This is a genomic window from Streptomyces gottesmaniae (assembly GCF_031845845.1).
GTDB lineage: Bacteria > Actinomycetota > Actinomycetes > Streptomycetales > Streptomycetaceae > Streptomyces > Streptomyces akebiae.
Window position 1 is genome coordinate 87,513 of the sequence record NZ_JAVRFJ010000023.1, and the last position, 20,047, is coordinate 107,559.

The 20,047-nt window shown below is 68.1% G+C and carries 22 protein-coding genes and 3 tRNA genes; 7 read left to right on the forward strand and 18 right to left on the reverse strand.

What is annotated here, in order from left to right:
* Positions 1-583: 583 nt before the first annotated feature.
* The 9 genes from rplL to RM704_RS25250 all read right to left on the reverse strand — a co-directional run bounded on the left by rplL (position 584) and on the right by RM704_RS25250 (position 6,804).
* Positions 584-967 carry a 50S ribosomal protein L7/L12 gene (gene rplL / locus RM704_RS25210; protein ID WP_030039747.1) on the reverse strand — a complete coding sequence of 128 codons (384 nt, stop codon included), beginning with the start codon at positions 965-967 and terminating at the stop codon, positions 584-586.
* Between the two features lie 115 nt (positions 968-1,082).
* Positions 1,083-1,613, reverse strand: a complete 531-nt coding sequence (rplJ, locus tag RM704_RS25215) for a 50S ribosomal protein L10 (protein ID WP_033528319.1) — start codon at positions 1,611-1,613, stop codon at positions 1,083-1,085.
* Positions 1,614-1,906: 293 nt separating this feature from the next.
* Entirely contained in the window at positions 1,907-2,803 is an 897-nt protein-coding gene (locus RM704_RS25220; RefSeq protein WP_052146123.1) for an SCO4651 family lipoprotein, read from the reverse strand.
* An 81-nt stretch (positions 2,804-2,884) separates the two neighbouring features.
* Positions 2,885-3,754, reverse strand: a complete 870-nt coding sequence (locus RM704_RS25225) for an SCO4651 family lipoprotein (RefSeq protein WP_033528318.1) — start codon at positions 3,752-3,754, stop codon at positions 2,885-2,887.
* Between the two features lie 194 nt (positions 3,755-3,948).
* Complete coding sequence (gene rplA / locus RM704_RS25230; RefSeq protein WP_033528317.1) at positions 3,949-4,674, reverse strand: 50S ribosomal protein L1; 726 nt, start codon at positions 4,672-4,674, stop codon at positions 3,949-3,951.
* A 99-nt stretch (positions 4,675-4,773) separates the two neighbouring features.
* Complete coding sequence (rplK, locus tag RM704_RS25235) at positions 4,774-5,208, reverse strand: 50S ribosomal protein L11 (RefSeq protein ID WP_033528316.1); 435 nt, start codon at positions 5,206-5,208, stop codon at positions 4,774-4,776.
* A 175-nt stretch (positions 5,209-5,383) separates the two neighbouring features.
* Positions 5,384-6,253, reverse strand: a complete 870-nt coding sequence (gene nusG, locus RM704_RS25240; RefSeq protein WP_033528315.1) for a transcription termination/antitermination protein NusG — start codon at positions 6,251-6,253, stop codon at positions 5,384-5,386.
* A 76-nt stretch (positions 6,254-6,329) separates the two neighbouring features.
* Positions 6,330-6,617, reverse strand: coding sequence for a preprotein translocase subunit SecE (gene secE / locus RM704_RS25245; protein WP_033528314.1), 288 nt, complete (start codon positions 6,615-6,617; stop codon positions 6,330-6,332).
* 114 nt (positions 6,618-6,731) lie between these two features.
* A tRNA-Trp gene (locus RM704_RS25250) sits at positions 6,732-6,804 on the reverse strand.
* A gap of 251 nt (positions 6,805-7,055) precedes the next feature.
* On the opposite strand from RM704_RS25250, the gene RM704_RS25255 reads away from it, so the two are divergent.
* Together RM704_RS25255 and RM704_RS25260 are read left to right on the forward strand one after the other, a co-directional pair.
* Complete coding sequence (locus tag RM704_RS25255; RefSeq protein ID WP_033528313.1) at positions 7,056-8,282, forward strand: pyridoxal phosphate-dependent aminotransferase; 1,227 nt, start codon at positions 7,056-7,058, stop codon at positions 8,280-8,282.
* A gap of 144 nt (positions 8,283-8,426) precedes the next feature.
* A complete protein-coding gene (locus RM704_RS25260; protein ID WP_033528312.1) occupies positions 8,427-9,473 on the forward strand; it encodes an adenosine deaminase in 1,047 nt (348 codons plus the stop codon).
* Here the strand turns inward: RM704_RS25260 and RM704_RS25265 are convergent.
* The 6 genes from RM704_RS25265 to RM704_RS25290 all read right to left on the reverse strand — a co-directional run bounded on the left by RM704_RS25265 (position 9,470) and on the right by RM704_RS25290 (position 12,050).
* Positions 9,470-10,525, reverse strand: coding sequence for a UDP-N-acetylmuramate dehydrogenase (locus RM704_RS25265; protein ID WP_033528311.1), 1,056 nt, complete (start codon positions 10,523-10,525; stop codon positions 9,470-9,472). The two genes, RM704_RS25260 and RM704_RS25265, sit on opposite strands and share 4 nt — an antisense overlap.
* Before the next feature lie 74 nt (positions 10,526-10,599).
* The gene (locus RM704_RS25270) at positions 10,600-11,028 is read right to left on the reverse strand and encodes a MaoC family dehydratase (RefSeq protein WP_033528310.1); all 429 of its coding nucleotides are present in this window, start codon (positions 11,026-11,028) and stop codon (positions 10,600-10,602) included.
* 7 nt (positions 11,029-11,035) lie between these two features.
* Entirely contained in the window at positions 11,036-11,488 is a 453-nt protein-coding gene (locus tag RM704_RS25275) for a MaoC family dehydratase N-terminal domain-containing protein (protein WP_033528309.1), read from the reverse strand.
* Positions 11,489-11,602: 114 nt separating this feature from the next.
* Positions 11,603-11,767, reverse strand: coding sequence for a 50S ribosomal protein L33 (gene rpmG, locus RM704_RS25280; RefSeq protein ID WP_003948671.1), 165 nt, complete (start codon positions 11,765-11,767; stop codon positions 11,603-11,605).
* Between the two features lie 91 nt (positions 11,768-11,858).
* Positions 11,859-11,931, reverse strand: a tRNA-Met gene (locus RM704_RS25285).
* A gap of 46 nt (positions 11,932-11,977) precedes the next feature.
* Positions 11,978-12,050 (reverse strand) — tRNA-Thr (locus RM704_RS25290).
* Positions 12,051-12,365: 315 nt separating this feature from the next.
* On the opposite strand from RM704_RS25290, the gene RM704_RS25295 reads away from it, so the two are divergent.
* Positions 12,366-13,634 carry an amidohydrolase family protein gene (locus RM704_RS25295; protein ID WP_033528308.1) on the forward strand — a complete coding sequence of 423 codons (1,269 nt, stop codon included), beginning with the start codon at positions 12,366-12,368 and terminating at the stop codon, positions 13,632-13,634.
* Between the two features lie 126 nt (positions 13,635-13,760).
* On the opposite strand, the gene RM704_RS25300 is transcribed toward RM704_RS25295, so the two are convergent.
* Entirely contained in the window at positions 13,761-14,837 is a 1,077-nt protein-coding gene (locus tag RM704_RS25300) for a hypothetical protein (RefSeq protein WP_311591252.1), read from the reverse strand.
* Positions 14,838-14,970: 133 nt separating this feature from the next.
* On the opposite strand from RM704_RS25300, the gene RM704_RS25305 reads away from it, so the two are divergent.
* Entirely contained in the window at positions 14,971-15,627 is a 657-nt protein-coding gene (locus tag RM704_RS25305) for an SDR family oxidoreductase (protein ID WP_033528307.1), read from the forward strand.
* Between the two features lie 67 nt (positions 15,628-15,694).
* On the opposite strand, the gene RM704_RS25310 is transcribed toward RM704_RS25305, so the two are convergent.
* Complete coding sequence (locus RM704_RS25310) at positions 15,695-15,901, reverse strand: hypothetical protein (RefSeq protein ID WP_033528306.1); 207 nt, start codon at positions 15,899-15,901, stop codon at positions 15,695-15,697.
* A gap of 341 nt (positions 15,902-16,242) precedes the next feature.
* Here RM704_RS25310 and RM704_RS25315 point away from each other — a divergent pair, with 341 nt between their 5' ends.
* The 3 genes from RM704_RS25315 to RM704_RS25325 all read left to right on the forward strand — a co-directional run bounded on the left by RM704_RS25315 (position 16,243) and on the right by RM704_RS25325 (position 18,440).
* Positions 16,243-16,551: a hypothetical protein gene (locus tag RM704_RS25315; protein WP_157856711.1), complete on the forward strand. Its 309-nt coding sequence runs from the start codon at positions 16,243-16,245 to the stop codon at positions 16,549-16,551.
* A 38-nt stretch (positions 16,552-16,589) separates the two neighbouring features.
* A complete protein-coding gene (locus tag RM704_RS25320) occupies positions 16,590-17,582 on the forward strand; it encodes an LPO_1073/Vpar_1526 family protein (protein WP_157856710.1) in 993 nt (330 codons plus the stop codon).
* Positions 17,583-17,651: 69 nt separating this feature from the next.
* Complete coding sequence (locus RM704_RS25325) at positions 17,652-18,440, forward strand: NUDIX domain-containing protein (protein WP_078937196.1); 789 nt, start codon at positions 17,652-17,654, stop codon at positions 18,438-18,440.
* On the opposite strand, the gene RM704_RS25330 is transcribed toward RM704_RS25325, so the two are convergent.
* A complete protein-coding gene (locus RM704_RS25330) occupies positions 18,424-19,554 on the reverse strand; it encodes a helix-turn-helix transcriptional regulator (protein WP_498076440.1) in 1,131 nt (376 codons plus the stop codon). The genes RM704_RS25325 and RM704_RS25330 overlap by 17 nt on opposite strands.
* Positions 19,555-20,047 lie beyond the last annotated feature (493 nt).

Sequence of the window (20,047 nt, forward strand, 5' to 3'; positions counted from 1 at the left end):
CTCGGACTCACTACGCGCGTACCGGCCCCCTCGACCGGGCGCGGAGATGGAAAGCCCCAGGTGAGGGACGTTCAATCGTCGGTGCTCGAGCGAGGGCATGCCCCTGGTGACGGGCAGGAGGCAGCTAACAGGCAGCGCAAAGGGTCAGTGTAGCCAATTGGCCCACTGATGTCCAGTGCGGGTTTACGGACCCTCGGAAACCCTCGTTGTTCCTCAACGCCTGCGGCAAGCCACGCCCTCGATGCACATCGATACTGCCCTCTTCGCCGTCGATCCATGCCTCGGAGTTCGGATCCGTGTGACGACGCGTCCTGAGAATTGCGCGCTGCGTGCAGTTCGTCAAGGCCCCCCATGCCCGAACCAGATGCTGCGATCGTCACTCGCGGCCGGTCACCAGGGGTGCTCGGAGGCACGACGAAGATCACCATACTCGCCGCCACCGACAGTGCAAGGCAGCCGTCACTCGACGTCCCCGAACGCCGAAGGGCGACCACCCACATGGGTGATCGCCCTTCAGTGCGTCCGCGTTACAGCCCCGGTTGCCGGAGCGGCGCGGGAGCGGGTCCGTGGGGACCCGTGGGCCTTACTTGACCTCGACGGAGGCGCCGGCGCCCTTGAGGGACTCGGCGGCCTTCTCGGCGGCGTCCTTGGCGACCTTCTCGAGAACGGGCTTCGGGGCGCCGTCCACGAGGTCCTTGGCCTCCTTCAGGCCCAGGGAGGTCAGCTCACGCACGACCTTGATGACCTGGATCTTCTTGTCGCCGGCACCGGTGAGGATGACGTCGAACTCGTCCTTCTCCTCCTCGACCGGGGCGGCCGGGCCACCCTGGGCCGGGCCCGCGACGGCGACGGCCGCGGCGGCGGTGACGTCGAACTTCTCCTCGAACGCCTTCACGAACTCGGAGAGCTCGATGAGGGTCATCTCCTCGAACTGCGCGAGCAGGTCTTCCTGGCTGAGCTTCGCCATGATGGGCGATCCTTCCACTAATGTCGGCAGGTGCCGGTTGTATCGAAACGGCGGGCGTACTTACGGCCCGCTACGACCCGCGCGTCAGGCGGCGCGGATCAATGCGCGAGCCGAGTTACTCGGCACCGCCCTGCTCGTCCTGCTTGGCGCGAAGAGCGTCCACGGTGCGGACGAGCTTCGAGGGAAGCGCCTGGAAGAGCTGAGCAGTCTGGGACTGCTTGCCCTTGAAGGCACCCGCCAGCTTGGAGAGCAGAACCTCGCGGGACTCGAGGTCCGCAAGCTTCTTGATCTCGTCGGCGGACAGCGCCTTGCCGTCAAGGACACCGCCCTTGATGACGAGGTTCGGGTTGTCCTTGGCGAAGTCACGAAGACCCTTCGCCGACGTCACCGGGTCACCGGTGATGAAGGCAACCGCCGTCGGACCGTTGAACAGGTCGTCGAGCGTAGAGATCCCGGCCTCGTTGGCCGCGATCTTGGTCAGCGTGTTCTTCACCACGGCGTACTGGGCGTCTTCACCGAGCGAACGGCGCAGGTTCTTGAGCTGCGCCACAGTGAGACCCCGGTACTCGGTCAGCACAGCGGCGTTCGAGCTACGGAACTGCTCCGTGAGCTCGGCCACCGCGGCAGCCTTGTCGGGCCTTGCCATAGAGCGTCGGCCTCCTTCCGGGTGATGAGGACCGCTCAGAAGGGGCTGAACACAACGAAACGCCCCGGCGCAGGCGCACGGGGCGTAGCTCGACCGGACGAATTCCGTACGATCACGGAACCGGACCAGGAGCAACTTCCACAGTCACCTGCGCGGGTCGTCCGCAGTTCAGCGGATCCTTCGGCCACCGCGCCCTCTCACGAGCACACGGCAACGACCAGCGGTCTTTGGCTTCTCCGGAAGAGTACGGGACCGTATCCCTGTCAAGCAAATCCGCTCCCGGAGGCCGCCACTCAGCCCTCTCCCGCCCCGTCCACCCGCTCGGCGAGGTCCACGGTGTCCTCGGCCGCCGGGGTCTCGACGGTCACCGGCCGGTCGACGTCCAGGAGGGTGACGGTCAGGTCGAGCGGGCCCGTGTCGACCAGGCGGCCCTCCTTCAGGGCGTGGGTCTCGCCCCGCAGCCGGTACCGCTCGGCCCGGCCGTCGTCGTCGACCCACAGGTCCACGGTGAGCGTCTCCTCGATGCCCAGCATCATGAACTGGTCGAGGCTGTCCGTCCGCAGCTTCCGGGTCGGCTCGTCGGGGGCGGCCGACTGGGCGGCCCGCAGGCTCTTCGTGGTGACCGTGCCCCGGTAGTGCGTGGTCCCGCTTCCGTCGACCGTCTCGGCTCCGACCTCGCGGACCTCCTTCGCGCCGGTCAGGAGCGTGGACTGCGCGAGCGGACTCGCCTCCAGCGGCGCGGGCAGGACGCGGTACGTGTTGTTGTCCGCCGCGCCACGTCCCCACACGGCCGGGCCGGCGCTGATCCATTCCTTGTCCGCCGGGCCGCCGACGGCGGCCGCGTCCCCCTCGGCGTAGATCACCCCGTCGGCGAACCGCACGTCCAGGGGCTTCTTCCCGCTCTCGCCCAGTCCGGTCAGTTCCATACGCATGGCCGTCGGCCGTACGGTCATCGCCGCCTCGACCCGCAGCTTCCCGTGCTCCGGCAGCGTCCCGCTCACCCGGTACCGCAGCGACGCGACGTCCGTCGTCCGCTCGGCGGCCCGGGCCACGGCCTCGGCGGGCGTCCTCGGTTCCGCCTCGGCCACCGCCTGTGTGCCGCAGGCGGTGGCACCGCCGAACAGCGCGGCCACCACGGCGATGCCGACAGCTCTGCGACGACCTACGGAGTCGCGTGCGGCAAACCTCATGTGTCCCCCTCGTACCTCACGCCCCACCCTTGCGGGACGGCTGGGACACTAGCGCCACCCGAATGTGGCTGTCCTGCGAATTCAGCTCGTCGGCAGGCCGCTCATCAGGTCCTTGTAGTCGACCGTCTCGGCGGCCGGCGGCTCCTCGGTGGAGACGTCGACGCCGTAGTCGCTGTAGTGGACCGTGGAGTTCACCGTGCCGTTCGCGGTGTCGGCGTTCTCGACCTTCTTGACCAGCAGGTCGTCGCCGTCGATCCAGAGGTCGATGTCGACGGTGGTGATGCCGGACGCCTTGAGCTGCTCCTCCAACTGGGCCCGCATCTCCTCGCCGAGGTTCGCGTTCCGCTCCTGGAGGTCGGCGACGTCCACGGTGCCGGAGTAGTGCGTGGTCCGCTCCCCGCGTACGTCCTCCTCGCCGACGTTCTCGACATCACCGGAGGCCAGCAGGAGCCGGACGGACTGGTTCGGTGTGACGCTCTTGAAGTGCTCCTGCACATAGGCGCCGGAGGCCCCGCCGATCATCTCGTCCATGTCCTCGTACGCGTACCTGATCCACCGCTTGCCGCCGTACTGCCCGGCGAACAGATCGCCCATGTCCGCGTAGTAGGCGTCCGGCAGATAGCGGGCCTCGGTCGAGGTGATGCCCAGCCGGCGCATCTGGTCGGCCGCCTGGCCGCCCGTGTAGGTGATGGTCATGGTGCCGTCCAGGCCGTCGGCCCAGTCGACCTCTCCGTCCGCCTCGATGGACATCAGCTCGCCCAGGTCGCCGGTGGACTCGATCCGCGACGAGTCGGCGTCGCGGGTGGATTCGTCCGCGAGCCTCAGCGCCGCGAACGGATCACCCCCGCCGTCCCCGCCCGAGTCCGAGGAGCCGCAGGCCACCACCCCCGTCAGCGCGGCCACCACCGCGAACGACACAGCCGTACGGCGACACGTGGTCGTCCTGGTCATCCGTCCCCACCCCCCGGGAGATTCACCGTGCTCCGCACACCAGGGCAGCACATTCGCGCGCGTATGCCCACCCGTACGCCGAAAGACCCGCACCGGGCCCGTATGCCGGAAAGGGACGAGCCCCACACCTCGAAAGGTGCGGGGCTCGTCCTCGGACTCTGCGTCCGCGACGCGGCTGCCGGTGAGCGTCAGGCTCAGACGGCGGCCGGGTCCTCCTCGACGAGGAGGTTGCGGGTGCGGTTGGAGTCGATCGGAATGCCGGGGCCGATCGTGGTGCTGATCGCGGCCTTCTTGATGTAACGACCCTTGGCGGCCGACGGCTTCAGACGGAGGATCTCCTCCAGCGCCGCGGCGTAGTTCTCCACCAGCTTGGTGTCGTCGAACGACGTCTTGCCGATGATGAAGTGCAGGTTCGAGTGCTTGTCGACGCGGAACTCGATCTTGCCGCCCTTGATGTCGTTGACGGCCTTCACGACGTCCGGGGTCACGGTGCCGGTCTTGGGGTTCGGCATGAGACCACGGGGACCGAGCACGCGGCCGAGGCGGCCGACCTTGCCCATGAGGTCCGGGGTGGCGACGACGGCGTCGAAGTCCAGACGGCCCTTCGCCACCTCGTCGATCAGTTCGTCGGAGCCGACGATGTCGGCGCCGGCGGCGGTGGCGGCCTCGGCACGGTCACCGGTCGCGAAGACCAGGACCCGGGCGGTCTTACCGGTGCCGTGCGGGAGGTTCACGGTGCCACGAACCATCTGGTCGGCCTTGCGCGGGTCGACACCCAGACGGAAGGCGACCTCGACGGTGCCGTCGAACTTGGACGTGGAGGTCTCCTTGGCGAGACGGACGGCCTCGAGCGGGGCGTAGAGCTTGTCCCGGTCGACCTTGGCGTCCGCAGCGCGGAGAGCCTTGCTGCGCTTGCTCACAACTGCTCCTGTGTGTTCTGAAAGGAGTCGTGGTGTACGGACCGAGCAGGCCCTACCACGTGCGGCTCCGTGAGCCGCATGGTTCTACGAAGGTGGGATTCAGCCCTCGACCGTGACGCCCATGGAACGCGCGGTACCGGCGATGATCTTCGCGGCGGCGTCCAGGTCGTTGGCGTTGAGGTCGGGCATCTTCGTCGTGGCGATCTCGCGGACCTGCGCCTCGGTGATCTTGGCGACCTTGGTCTTGTGCGGCTCGCCGGAGCCCTTCTCGATACCCGCGGCCTTGAGGATCATCTTGGCGGCCGGGGGCGTCTTGGTGACGAAGGTGAAGGAGCGGTCCTCGTAGACCGTGATCTCCACCGGGATGACCCACCCGCGCTGCGACTCGGTCGCGGCGTTGTAGGCCTTGCAGAACTCCATGATGTTGACGCCGTGCTGACCCAGGGCCGGGCCGACCGGCGGAGCCGGGTTGGCCGCACCGGCCTGGATCTGGAGCTTGATGAGCCCCGTGACCTTCTTCTTCTTGGGAGGCATTACTCTCCGGGTCCTTTCGATTCGAGTGCGCCCTCATCCGGTTCGCGGCCAGATGAAGGCATACCGCACAACGATAGCGGGTATAGATGCGCGGCCAAAAACCGAGCAGGTCAGACAAGCTGCGGAGAGCTTGTCCGACCTGGTCGGAAGCGTGGGTTGTATCGCCCCGAAGAACTCAGTTCTTCTGGATCTGGTCGAACGACAGCTCGACCGGGGTCTCGCGGCCGAAGATCTCCACGAGGCCCTTGACCTTCTTCGAGTCCGCGTTGATCTCGTTGATGGTCGCCTGCAGCGTGGCGAACGGGCCGTCGGTGACGGTGACCGAGTCGCCGACCTCGAAGTCCAGCACCTGGACCTCGAGCTTGCGGGCGGGCGCCGGCTTGCCCTCGGCCTCGGCGGCCTCGCGGGCGGCCTTCTCCTCGGCCTCCGGCGCGAGCATCTTGACGATCTCGTCCAGGGTCAGCGGGTACGGGTCGTAGGCGTTGCCCACGAAGCCGGTGACGCCGGGGGTGTTGCGGACGACGCCCCAGGATTCGTTCGTCAGGTCCATGCGGACCAGGACGTATCCGGGAAGCTTGTTCTGGCGGATCGTCTTGCGCTCGCCGTTCTTGATCTGCGCGACCTCTTCCTGCGGCACTTCGGCCTGGAAGATGAAGTCCTCGACGTTCAGCGAGACGGCACGCTGTTCGAGGTTGGTCTTCACACGGTTCTCGTAACCGGCGTACGTGTGGATGACGTACCACTCGCCGGGCAGGGTCCGCAGTTCCTCACGGAGGGCCTCGACGGGGTCGACCGGCTCGGGCTCCTCCTCGGCGACCTCCTCGGTCGCCTCGTCCTCGTCCTCGTCGGCGTCCGCCTCGGCGGAGTCGTCCTCGACGTGCAGGGCTTCTTCCTCGGCCGGCTCCCCCGCCTCGGCCTCGGCAGCCTCGAACTCGTCGACACCGTCCTCGGAGTCTGCTCCCTCGACGATGTCGAGTTCGTCGTCCACGGACTCGGCACCTTCACCGCGAGGCTCCATGGCGTCCTTCAGGTTCGGGTCAGACACGTGGCTGCTTCTTCCTGGATCATGGGGGTGGAACACGCGAAAGGGGCGCCAGGTAACGGCGCCCTTCGCTCTCGGCTCAGCCGAAGACGTACTTGGCGGCCTTGTCGAGGCCGAAGTCAATCACGGTGACAAGACCGATCATGATGACGACGAAGACGATGACCACCGTGGTGTAGGTCGTCAGCTGGGAGCGGGTCGGCCAGACGACCTTCCGCAGCTCCGCGACGATCTGGCGGTAGAAGAGCGCGAGGCGCTTCAGCGGGCCCTTCTTGGCACGCTTGCCGCCCTTGCGGGTCTTCTTCTTGTCCTCGGGCACCTCGTCCTGGGCATCAGGCGTGTCGATGGAGCCCACGGCGTCCGTCATTCATCCTCACCTGATTCCGGTCCGGGTCGTGGCCGTGCCGCGCCCGGTCTGAGCCGCACGGCGGAACATTGCTGTACGTACATGCGCACACATCCTGGCGTGAGGAGTGTGTAGCAGGGCCGGAGGGACTTGAACCCCCAACCGCTGGTTTTGGAGACCAGTGCTCTACCAATTGAGCTACGACCCTTTGCGGTTCTCCCCCAACGTACCGCATCCGACCGAGTGCTCGGTGTGCACCTGCCGGGCGCGGCCGGTGAAGGCCAACGAGGAGAGAGCATACGTGGTCCGAGGCCTGTCGTCGAACAGAAAGCGTCCGCAGGGGCGTTGCTCGTCGAAGATCGACTGTTTCCGGCCGCGGATACGGACGGTTGTTCCGTGCCTGTTCAGTCTGTGAAACCCGCGTGCCCGGCGCGTTTCCTGTCTGAAACGATGGGGTCCATGAGCCCTGCAACCCCTCCCACCGAGCGCCGGGTCTCCGCGCGCATCGGCGCGATCTCCGAGTCCGCCACCCTCGCCGTGGACGCCAAGGCCAAGGCACTCAAGGCCGCCGGGCGCCCGGTGATCGGCTTCGGCGCCGGTGAGCCCGACTTCCCGACCCCGGACTACATCGTCGAGGCGGCCGTCGAGGCCTGCAAGAACCCGAAGTACCACCGCTATACGCCGGCGGGCGGTCTGCCGGAGCTGAAGGCCGCGATCGCCGCGAAGACCCTGCGCGACTCCGGCTACGCGGTCGACGCCTCGCAGGTCCTCGTCACCAACGGCGGAAAGCAGGCCATCTACGAGGCGTTCGCCGCGATCCTCGACCCGGGCGACGAGGTCATCGTCCCGGCGCCGTACTGGACGACGTATCCGGAGTCGATCCGTCTCGCCGGCGGTGTCCCGGTCGAGGTGGTCGCCGACGAGACCACCGGCTACCGGGTCTCCGTCGAGCAGCTGGAGGCGGCCCGCACGGAGAACACGAAGGTGCTCCTCTTCGTCTCCCCCTCCAACCCGACCGGCGCCGTCTACACCCGCGCGCAGGTCGAGGAGATCGGCCGCTGGGCCGCCGAGAAGGGCCTGTGGGTCCTGACCGACGAGATCTACGAGCACCTGGTCTACGGCGACGCGGAGTTCCACTCGCTGCCGGTGGTCGTGCCCGAGCTCGCGGACAAGACGATCGTGGTCAACGGTGTCGCGAAGACGTACGCGATGACCGGCTGGCGCGTGGGCTGGGTCATCGGCCCCAAGGACGTCGTCAAGGCCGCGACCAACCTCCAGTCGCACGCCACGTCGAACGTCTCCAACGTGGCGCAGGTGGCCGCGCTGGCCGCCGTCTCCGGCGACCTGTCGGCCGTCGAGAAGATGAAGGAGGCCTTCGACCGCCGCCGCAGGACGATCGTGCGGATGCTCAACGAGATCGACGGTGTCCTCTGCCCGGAGCCCGAGGGTGCGTTCTACGCCTACCCGTCGGTGAAGGACCTCGTCGGCAAGGAGATCCGGGGCCGGCGCCCGCAGAACACGGTCGAGCTGGCCGCGCTGATCCTGGAGGAGGCCGAGGTCGCGGTCGTCCCCGGTGAGGCCTTCGGCACCCCCGGCTATCTGCGTCTGTCGTACGCCCTGGGTGACGAGGATCTCGTCGAGGGCGTCTCCCGCATCCAGAAGCTGCTGGCGGAGGCGACGGACTGACGTCGCGCGCTGCTCACCGGGGCGGGTCACCTCCGAAATTTCGGGGGTGACCCGCCCTTTGCCGTGGGCGAGTCCGTGTGCGAGCAAGACCACGTTCGAGGATTCCGCTTCCGGGACGGCGTGAAGGTGCGGCAGGATCGGGCGATGGAGCGTGTACGTGATCTCTCTGAACTGCCCAAGGCCCATCTGCATCTGCACTTCACCGGGTCGATGCGGCCCACGACCGTGCTGGAACTGGCCGACAAGTACGGGGTGCGGCTGCCCGAGGCGCTGACGGAGGCGCTGACCAGCGGCGAACCGCCGAAGCTCCGGGCCACGGACGAGCGAGGGTGGTTCCGGTTCCAGCGGCTGTACGACGCGGCGCGCTCGTGCGTCAGGGAGCCCGACGACATCCAGCGGCTGGTGCGGGAGGCCGCGGAGGAGGATGTGCGGGACGGTTCGGGCTGGCTGGAGATCCAGGTGGACCCGACGTCGTACGCGCCCCGGCTGGGCGGACTGATCCCGGCGCTGGAGGTCATCCTGGACGCGGTCGACAGGACGTCGCGGGAGACCGGGCTGGGGATGCGGGTGCTGGTGGCGGCGAACCGGATGAAACACCCGCTGGACGCGCGCACGCTGGCCCGGCTCGCGGTGCGGTACGCGGACCGGGGCGTGGTCGGATTCGGGCTCTCCAACGACGAGCGCCGGGGCATGGCGCGCGACTTCGACCGGGCGTTCGCGATCGCCCGTGAGGGTGGCCTGCTGTCGGCGCCGCACGGCGGTGAGCTGAGCGGACCGTCGTCGGTGCGGGACTGCCTGGACGACCTGCACGCGGACCGGCTGGGCCACGGGGTACGGGCGGCGGAGCACCCGCGCCTGCTGAAGCGGCTCGCCGAGCAGGGGATCACCTGCGAGGTCTGCCCGGCCTCGAACGTCGCGCTCGGTGTCTACGAGAAACACCAGGACGTCCCCTTGCGAACTCTGTTCGAGGCCGGTGTGCCGATGGCGCTCGGCGCGGACGACCCGCTGTTGTTCGGCTCGCGCCTCGCGGCTCAGTACGAGATCGCCCGCCACCACCACGGCTTCACGGACGAGGAGTTGGCGGAGCTGGCCCGTCAGTCGATCCGGGCGTCGGCGGCACCGGAGCTGGAGCGGACGAAGCTGCTGTCCGGGGTGGACGACTGGCTCGCCCGCCCGGCCGGGGCGTCCTAGAGGCGGACGCCGACTGTCACCGGCTCGTTGACCAGGGTGATCCCGAAGGCGTCCCGGACCCCGGTGACGACCTCGCGGGCCAGGGCGAGCAGGTCCTCGGTGGTGGCGGCGCCCCGGTTGGTGAGGGCCAGGGTGTGCTTGGTGGAGATCCGGGCGGGGCCGGTGCCGTATCCCTTGGTGAAGCCCGCCTTGTCGATCAGCCAGGCGGCGGAGGTCTTGGTGTGGCCGTCGCCGGCGGCGTAGGCGGGCGGGGTGACGTCGTCCCCGAGGCGCTCGCGCACGCGCGCGTGGAACGCGGCGAACTGCTCGGCGGTGAGGATCGGGTTGGTGAAGAACGATCCGGCGGACCAGGTGTCGTGGTCCTCGGGGTCGAGCACCATGCCCTTCCCCGCGCGCAGCTTCAGCACGGTCTCGCGGGCGTCGGCGAGGGGCACCCGGTCGCCGGGTTCGACGCCGAGCGTGCGTGCCGTCTCGGCGTACTTGATCGGTCCTGAGAGGCCGCCCGCGTCCTCCAGTTCGAACCGGACCCGCAGGACGACGTACCGCTCGGGCTCGTCCTTGAAGCGGCTGTGGCGGTACGAGAAGGCGCACTCGGTGTTCGGGACGGTGACCGTCTCGCGGGTGCGGCGGTCGTAGGCGACGACCTCGGTGATGGTGGAGGCGACCTCCTGGCCGTACGCCCCGACGTTCTGGATCGGTGTGGCGCCCGCGGAGCCGGGGATGCCGGCCAGGCACTCGATCCCGGCGAGCCCGGCCTCGACGGTCCGGGCGACCGCGTCGGTCCACACCTCGCCGGCCGCCAATTCCAGCCGCGTCCCGTCGAGCGCGAAGCCCTTCGTGGCGAGGACCAGCGCGGTTCCGGCGAAGCCCTGGTCCCCGATCACCAGGTTGGAGCCGCCCCCGATGAGCAGCAGCGGCGTACCCGTGTCGTCGGCCTCGCGGACGGCGGCGACGACCTCGTCGTCGGTGGTCGCGGTGATCAGCCGCCGCGCGGGCCCGCCCAGCCGGAAGGTGGTCAGCGGGGCGAGGGGGGCGTCGTGGAGTTCCTGCACGGGCTCAAGAGTACGAGACCCCCGCACCCGGGAGGGGCGGGGGACCGTGGGGTGCGGCCGCGCCGCGGGGGCCGTCAGGCCAGTCGTACGACCGCCCTGGACATGCCGAGGACCTTCTGGCCGCCGCTCATGGCCGTGAGGTCCACGCGGACGGTGTGGTCGTCGAGCTTGGCGCCGACCTTGGCGCTGACCTCGATGGTGGCGCCCTCGTCGTCGTTGGGGACGACGACGGGCTTGGTGAAGCGGACGCCGTACTCGAGGACCGCGCCCGGGTCACCGGTCCAGTCGGTGACGACGCGGATCGCCTCGGCCATGGTGAACATGCCGTGCGCGATGACGTCCGGGAGGCCGACCTCCTTGGCGAACTTCTCGTTCCAGTGGATCGGGTTGAAGTCGCCGGAGGCACCCGCGTACCGGACGAGGGTGGCGCGGGTCACGTCGAAGGTCTGGGCAGGCAGTTCGGTGCCGACCTCGACGTCGTCGTAGGAGATCTTCGCGGTCATCGGGTTCTCACGCCTCCTCGGCCGCGCGGGCCACGAGCTTGGTCCAGGCGGTCACGACGTGCTCGCCGGACTCGTCGTGGACCTCGCCGCGGATGTCCAGGATGTCGTTGCCCGCGAGGGACTTGATCGCCTCGATGGTGGAGGTGACGGTGAGGCGGTCACCGGCGCGCACCGGGCGCTTGTGGGCGAACTTCTGGTCGCCGTGCACCACCCGGCTGTAGTCGAGGCCCAGCTGAGGGTCCTGGACGACCTGTCCCGCCGCCTTGAAGGTGATGGAGAACACGAAGGTCGGCGGGGCGATCACATCGGCGTACCCGAGCGCCTTGGCCGCCTCGGGGTCCGTGTACACGGGGTTGGTGTCCCCCACGGCCTCCGCGAACTCGCGGATCTTCTCCCGGCCGACCTCGTAGGGGTCGGTGGGCGGGTAGGAACGCCCCACGAAGGACTGGTCGAGCGCCATGGGCTCGCTACCTCCTGCTTGCTGCGGATACGGCGGTACTGACCGGTACCGGTCGATCTAACGACGCGAGGCCGCCCCCGATCACTCGGGGACGGCCTCGTGTACGAGCCTGTTTTATCGCGTTTCGCGGTGCGCGGTGTGCGCGTTGCAACGCGGGCAGTGCTTCTTCATCTCCAGTCGGTCCGGGTTGTTACGCCGGTTCTTCTTGGTGATGTAGTTCCGCTCCTTGCACTCCACGCAGGCCAGCGTGATCTTCGGGCGGACGTCGGTGGCAGCCACGTGAGTGCTCCTTGACGAACGGATGGGACAGGGTTCAACGCACAGAAGAGTAGCCGATCGAAGGACCGACCCCGCAATCGGCTACTGTCAGTAGCGGTGACCGGACTTGAACCGGTGACACAGCGATTATGAGCCGCTTGCTCTACCGACTGAGCTACACCGCTGTGATGCGAGCGGATCCCGTCTCGCGACGGGAACCATTCACACCAGAGCCCCAATACGGAATCGAACCGTAGACCTTCTCCTTACCATGGAGACGCTCTGCCGACTGAGCTATTGGGGCGAGCGATGAAGACATTACACGCCCCACCGCCGTTCACCCAAATCCGTTTCCCGGCCCGCATCCATGGCCCGTCCCGGGGCCGTCCACACGTCGTCCACGGGCCTTCGCCGAGGCTCCGGGAGCCACCGTCCACCGTGTTTCCGCAGGCCGCGCGGGTCTCACGCACACCACGGTTCCCAGCTCTCCCGGCGGTCCGCCCGCCGGCTCCCGGCAGGTGAACCGCACCGGTACGACTATTGCGCTCCTCCGCGACGAGGGCGGGCGGCCCGCCTAGGCTCGACTCACTCTGCGTGATCTTGTAGCCCCAGGAGCGCGATGCCCGACAGCCGCCCGCAGCCGTCCCCCTCCTCCTCCGGCCCGCCGTCGGGCCCGGACGAGGCCGGTGCCCTGCTGCTGTGCGGGGCGCGACTGACCGACGGCCGGGTGGTGGACGTACGGCTGGGCGGCGGGCGGATCGAGGCGGTCGGCACGGCGGGCAGCCTGAGCCCCGGGCCCGCCGCGTCCGGGGTGTCCGCCGCCCGGGTGGACCTCGGCGGCCATCTGCTGCTGCCGGCCCCCGTCGAGCCGCACGCGCACGGCGACACGGCCCTGTCGGCCGACTTCGAGGGGCCCGTCCCGTACGACGACCTGGACGTCCAGCGGCGGGCCACCGAGGCCGCGCTGCTGCAACTCGGGCACGGCGCGACGGCCTTGCGCTCGCACGTCCACGTGGGCGGCGTGCAGGGGCTGGGGGCGCTGGCCGCGGTGCTCCAGGCGCGGCGGGCGCTGCGTGGCCTCGTCGAGGTGACGACGGTGGCGATGCCCCGCGTGCTGACCGGGGTGGCCGGGGCGGACGGGCTCGCGATCCTGCGGGACGCGGTGAAGATGGGCGCCTCGGTGGTCGGCGGCTGCCCGGATCTGGACCCCGATCCCACCGGGTACGTGGAGGCCGTCCTGGAGATCGCCTCCGAGCACGACTGCCCGGTCGACCTGCACACCGAGGGCGACGACCCGGCCCGGCTCGCGCGGCTCGCGGCCATGGCGGGCGGTCTGCGGCCCGGCGTGACGCTCGGCCCGTGCGGCGGCCTGGCCCGCCTTCCCTCCCAGGCCGCCGGCCGCGCCGCCGACCAGCTCGCGGCGGCGGGGGTGACCGTCGTCTGCCTCCCCCAGGGCGGCTGCGGCAGCGTGGACCGCCGGGGCACCGCGCCCGTACGGCTGCTGCGCGCGGCCGGGGTGCGCGTCGCGGCGGGCAGCGGGGCGCTGCGGGACATGTCGAACCCGGTCGGCCGCGGCGACCCCCTGGAGGCGGCGTACCTGCTGGCCTCGCGGTACGGGCTGCGGCCCGAGGAGGCGTACGAGACCGTCAGCGGGGCCGCGCGTGCCGCCCTGGGCCTTCCCGAGGTCCGCGTCGAGGCCGGCTTCCCCGCCGAACTTCTCGCCGTGCGAGGGGCGCGGCTCGCGGGCGTGCTGTCCCTGGCGTACAGCCGGATCGTCGTGCACCGGGGGCGCGTCGTGGCGCGCACCAGCGCGGTGCGCGAGTACTGCGGCTGGGCGACGAGCGCGGCACCGGAGCTGCCTCGGCAGGGGCGGGGGGAGCCGTCCTGAGGGGTGGGGTGGAGCCGGGTGGTGGGGTGGCGGTGCGGGCCGTGGTGAGAAGCGCGCGGGGGCGTGCGGGCACGCGCGCGTGAGTTGCGTAGGTCTCCACGCGCGCGTGCCTGCGGACGCAGCCGGTCAGACGCTGAACATGCCGCTGCCGAACGGGCCGCCGAACTCCTCGACCGGGATCTCCGAGGCGCCCTTGGGCGCGCTGATGTCGCCGGCCTTGCCGAAGGTGAGGACGAGGGGGGCCTTGGCGCCCTTCGCGTCGTCGGCGAGCACCGCGAGGTCGGTCTCGATCCGGGTGAGGTCGCCGTTCTTGAGGGTGAAGTCGACCGCCACCTTCTTGTTCGGGACGTCCTTCATGTCCTCGCCCGTGGGGAGTTCGGCGCCCGGCGGGAGATCGCCCTCGATGGGCTGGAGCTTGTCGACGATTCCGGTGAGCAGGTCGCGGAAGTTCGCCTTGGCGGTGATGACCTCGGTGCCGTCCTCGCCGTTCTTCGTCTTGAAGTCGACCTCGCGGGCGACGACCCCGCGGACGGCGTCGAGGATCTTCTTCTGGGTCTTGGCGTCGAGTTCGTCGGAGCCGCCCGAGCCGGAGCCGGCGCCCGCGTCCTCGGCGGCGTCCTGCAGGTCGGCCGTGTTGACCTTGACCCAGTCGCCCTCCAGGAGCGGCCGCATGTGCTGCTCGCTCTCCGGGAGGTCGTCGAGCTCGTCGGCGGTGGGGAAGGGCATGCCCATCGCGTCGCCCATGGCCTGCATGTCGGCGCGGTAGTACGTGTAGTCGCCGACGAGTCGGTACTCGGCGAACACGCCCTCCTTGCCCGAGATCTTCATGCCCATTCCGGTGACGTCCTTCTCACCGGAGTCGGCCAGCGGCTTCTTCGACCTGACGGACACGTCGACGCGCAGTCCGGTGAAGAACTCCGCCATCTCCGGCGGCGCCTCCTCGCTGTCCTCGCCCATCAGCGCGACGAGGTCGTCCGGGTCGGCGTCGAGCCGCATGCCGAAGGCCAACGACTTCTGCTCGCCCAGCTGTTCGACGGCGTTGTCGACCTTCTGGCCGGCGGTCAGGTTCTGCACGGTGCCGCAGGCCGCCACCGTGACGAGCACGGCCGCGGCACAGCCGACCCCGGTGAAGGCCCGGCGGGCCGCGGGTGCAGCCGCGACGGATGCGCGCTTCATGGACGTACGTACGACGGTCGTGGGCATGGCATGAGACATGACGGTGCTGGGTCCCCCCGTGATTTCCGGCGCTCGCCGCTACGGCGAACATCGTTGAGACACCCGGGACGGCCGAATGGTTGCGCGGCAAACGCGTCCCGTCGGGCGTACGGTCGGAAACATGCGCATTGTCATCGCTGGAGGTCATGGTCAGATCGCGCTGCGGCTGGAGCGGTTGCTCGCCGCGCGTGGTGACGAGGTCGCGGGGCTCATCCGCCGCGCCGAACAGACGGACGATCTGCGCGCGGTCGGTGCCGAACCGGTGCTGTGCGATCTGGAGTCGGCGTCGGTGGAGGAGGTCGCCGCGCATCTGCAGGGCGCGGACGCGGCCGTGTTCGCGGCGGGCGCCGGTCCGGGCAGTGGGACGGCCCGCAAGGACACGGTCGACCGCGGGGCGGCAGTCCTGTTCGCGGACGCCGCGGTGCGGACGCGCGTACGACGTCACCTGGTCGTCTCGTCCATGGGAGCGGACCCGGAGCACGAGGGTGACGACGTCTTCGACGTGTACCAGCGGGCGAAGGGCGAGGCCGACGCCTATGTGCGTGGCCTGGACGCCCTGGACTGGACGATCCTGCGGCCCGGCATGCTGACCGACGACGCCGGCACGGGCCTCGTACGTCTGGAGGCGTCCACCGGACGCGGTCCCATCCCCCGCGACGACGTGGCCGCGACGCTCGTCGAACTCCTCGACACCCCCGCCACCGCCGGCCTGACGCTGGAGCTGATCAGCGGCTCGACGCCGGTGTCGGTGGCGGTGAAGTCGGTGGCGGGAAACTGAACGGGACGCCCCGAGGCGCCTCGGCCCGGACCTGCGGCGCCTCGGCCCGGACCTGCGGCGCCTCGGGTCAGAACAGGGGCAGCTGACCGGGGAACTCAGGGACCACGAAACCGTCGAGCGCGGGCTGGGCCGCCCCGATCCGGGCCGGCCTGCGTGACCCGGGACACGACACCAGTTCCCCGCTCGCCCCCGGCGGATCGTGCCGCGCGAACCGCCCCGCCACGACGGCGATCTCACGACGGCACTCGGGGCAGTTCCTGCGACGCGATGACATGCAGTCAGTGTGCCTGGCCGCCGACGGCCCCCACCGGCGCCGTACACGAAGAAGCCCCTTCCGAACTGCTCTCACAGTCAGGAAGGGGCTTCTCTCCGCGTGGCGGCGCCAGGATTCGAACCTGGGTAGGCTAAGCCGACGGATTTACAGACTTCCGTGGACGCGACGAGAAGACCGCCTCTGACCTGCGCACATCTCTCTTCTGCCCACGCCTGGGGCCTTCCTCGTCCACACCTCGTCCACACAGCTAGCGCGCGCTTGCTGGCGAGCCGCGCGGCTGAGGCCCCAGGAAGGCCGCAAACCCCCCATCTGCATGGGCGCTTTCCGTCACAATGAGCGCCATGACACAGAGGACTCGTAGATGGCTGTGGATCGGCGGTGCCGTACTGGGCCTAGCGATGGCAGCGCTGGGCGCCTACTTCCTTCACGTGGGGCTAGAAAAGTCGAATCAACTGGCCGGAATCTCGGGCCCGTTTCTTTCGCTCATCGGGATCGGAATTTCGACCGTATCGATTGTACAAGCCAGATCGGCCAATCCCCCCGCACAGAGCCCGTCAAGGCAAACTCAGCACAGCGGACCGAACTCCGTCAATATCCAATCAACCAATGACATCAACATCGGCAATAACAACAAGTTCGGCGGAAGATGATGTGGCAACGCCAGCGGGGCGGAGATAACTCGGCTCTATTGCAGGCCAATAACATTAACATTGGGCTCGGCGTACAGGACGTCGAGTACATCTCAAAGAATATGGCAATGGAAGTTTTCTCGGCTTACTCCAGAGATGCTTTCCAGGTAATGAAGGAGCGAGTCGAAGTCTTCGCTCAGACGTACATTGAGCAACTCATAAAGGACTCGCCGAAGGCGATCGAAAACATCAAAGATCCAGGCGTTCAGGCCGCAATTCTGGAGGCAGAAGCAGCATACGCAAAGACCGGGGACGACGACCTCGGGTCGCTCCTTGTAGACATCCTTGCTCAGCGAACTGTCACCATGGAACGGAACGTTGTCCAACTGGCACTCAGCGAGTCCATCAACGTCGCACAGAAACTCACGTTTCGCCAGTACTCTTCATTGTCACTCATCTTCCTTCTCCGTCATGTCAAATTTGGCGCTCAGACAATCAAGGGGCTACATGAGAAGTGGCGCGACAATCTCGCGCCCGTAATTACGGAGGCAGCCGTCACGCGCACAGACGCGCAACACCTAGTTGCGACTGGATGCGCCACCCTACACCCCATATCCACCAGCATCCCGCGATTCGCCCTAGGAACGTACCCAGGGTTCTTCTCCCTCGGCTTCGAGTTGGACAATCCAGCCGTAAAGAAAATTCCCGCCCCCTACTTCATTCCCTGCCTCAGGGATGGACAGAAGACACAAGTATCCAGCGTGGATGAAGAATTGCTTGAAGCGAAGATGAAAAGCATGGGGGCGGACCCTGATGAACGAGCAATGCTGGAAAACCTGCTGACGGCAAACCTGATGAGCGAGGATGACGTGCTTCGAGAAATGGAGGAAACCATTCCAGGAATAATCGACCTCGGCGAGAAATGGCAATCCACCTCATTTGGTCAATTGTCCCTCACTAGCGTCGGTACAGTTCTGGCCCACTCCAACATCCTCAGGCTCACCGAAGGCAGGTTTGATGCACCACTGACCACTTTCCTACCCGAGGGTTAGATCTATCTGACAGGTCCAGTTCGCCGCTACGCTGGTACGCACCACGGCAGATAGGAGAGTGTTCCCGGGATGGGTCCCAAGACGGCGAAGGTCTACGAAACGATTCGTGCGCGGCTCGCGTCAGGCGAGTACGCACCCGGTGACAAGATGCCCTCAGAGCGGACACTCGCCGAGGAACTCGGAATTGGCCGAACGGCCCTGCGGCAGGTCTTGGCCCGACTCCTGACTGAGGGTGCCCTGGAAGTGCGGGGCCGGAGTTCGTACCGGGTGCCTGGCGGTGTGAGCGTCAAGGCGCCCGAGGGGCTCGAACCGTGGCGCATCCACGGCGAGCGGGATCTCTACGACAACCGTTGGGTCAAGCTTCAGCTTTGGGACGTGGAGCCACCCGGCGTGGAGCGCTTCGAGCATCACGTGGTGAAGCTGCACCACGTGGCCATCACCGCAGTCCTGGACGATCAGGAACGCGTGTTGATGATGTGGCGGTACCGGTTCGTCCCGCAGCAATGGGGATGGGAACTCCCCGGCGGCATCGTCGACGCCGGCGAGGACCCCGCCGACACGGCGCTGAGGGAGTTCGTAGAAGAGACCGGTTGGCGCCCGAAGAAGCTGGAACACGTCGTCACGTATCAGCCCATGATCGGCATGGTGGACTCTCCTCACGAGATCTTCGTGGGCCATGGGGCCGAGCAAGTGGGCTCGCCCACGGACCTCGAAGAAGCGGGGCACATCGAGTGGGTGCCCCTCGCCGATATTCCCGGGCTGATGGCGCGCGGTGAGCTGATGGGTTCCGGCACCCTCGTTGCCCTGCTTCACATCCTGGCGAGCCGGGGCAAGCAAGGGATTACAGCCGCTCACTGAGGAGATCGACGCGGCGCCGTTGCCGTACGGAGCCCGTACGGCTCGCCAGTAACCGCGCTTGGCGGAGATGGGTGTTCGCGTCGTCGTACTCGTCTCGCGCCAGGTGGGCCTGTGCGAGATCCGTGTGCAATCCGGCCTTCGCTCGGACGAAGGTCGGATCCGCCACTTCCAGGGCGTCATACAGGCTGGTCACCGCTTCGTCGTCGCCAAGCAAGGCGAGCACGTTTCCGCGCCATCGAGCCAGGTGTGAGCCGTTGAGGAAGATGCTCAACATGTCCGGGTCGCGGTCGACGGGACCCGCCGGAATGCTCGCGACGGCCGAATCGAGGGCGCGTCGACAGTCGTCCGGCATTCCGGCGTGGGCGCACATCTCGGCTTCAGCGGCATACAGCCACGCCCTGAGGCGACGTGATCCGGCTTGGCCAAGGGTCCGCTGCGCGTCACGGACCAGATCGACGCCGAGCGCCGGCCGACCAGCCTCGCACAGTACGTACGCCTGTTCTGCCATGGCGTGGGCGAGGTACATCGGTGACTCTGCATCGCGTGCCGCCCGCTTCGCCAACTCGTAGTGTCGCCAAGCCCGTTCCACCGCCCCTGCGTCGATTGCCTGCCATGCAGCCATCGTTGACGCCCCGGCGAGGGCGAGGGCCACGGGGCGGCGTGTGTGGGGCAGTACGGCGAAGCTCAGCGCGTCTTCAAGGGCGGCGAGATGACCTGCCACCTGGTCGACAAGGCTCGCTGCGCCCATTCGTCGGTCCATGGTTCGCAGTAGTTCGGTCTGATCATTGAACGCCTGAACCATGGATTCGTCGACGCTGCTCGCCGAATCGATCCTGCTGAGGAGTTCGTCGTACCCGTCGGCCACCGGCAGAGCGACCGCCGTTGGGCCACCTCTCAGCTCTGTGTCTGTCACGCCCAAGAGCTGTCGCAGTATCGCCGCGTATCGATCCGAGATCGTGCGCTTTCCGTTCTCCCACTCGGACACGTACACCCGCAAACTCGCGGTCGACGCCACATCGGTGACATGCCGTCGGGCGTACTGCTCGATCTCGCGAACCAGTCGTTCCTGAGACCAGCCTCGCCCCGTTCGCGCGCTTCGAAGTCCTGAACTCACAAGCCACCGTCCGGCAATAGGTTCACTCGCTGCCCTTGCCAGCATGCCTCACATCGCCGCAGGTCAACAGGGGTTAACAGGGCCGATGTTAAGCCCTGTTGGCTACCGGAACCCCCGTCTCGAACTGTCTCCTGGAAGTGCGCCAGGGCGAGCAACTCCCGCCCGAACCAGGGAAGCCCCTTGACTCTGGTGCGCACCAGATGCCAACCTTCTGGTGCGCACCAGATACAGGGATCGCAACCGATTCACGGCGCGCAAACGCAGAGGGCGGGGACGCTGCAATCCCGCTAAAGGCCATGCACAACAGGGTTTCGGCCCGTATTGGCGAGGTGGCCCGGCGACCGCGAGCAACGGCCGGAGAGTGGGGACACGGTCCCCCTTGCAGTGCTTCACCCCTGTTGATCTCGACTGAGTGGACCCCTGGTGTACCGACGAACGCGTTGGGCGCCGCCGTGACGGACCGGTCGGCGGCGCCTGTACGACCTCTCGGTCC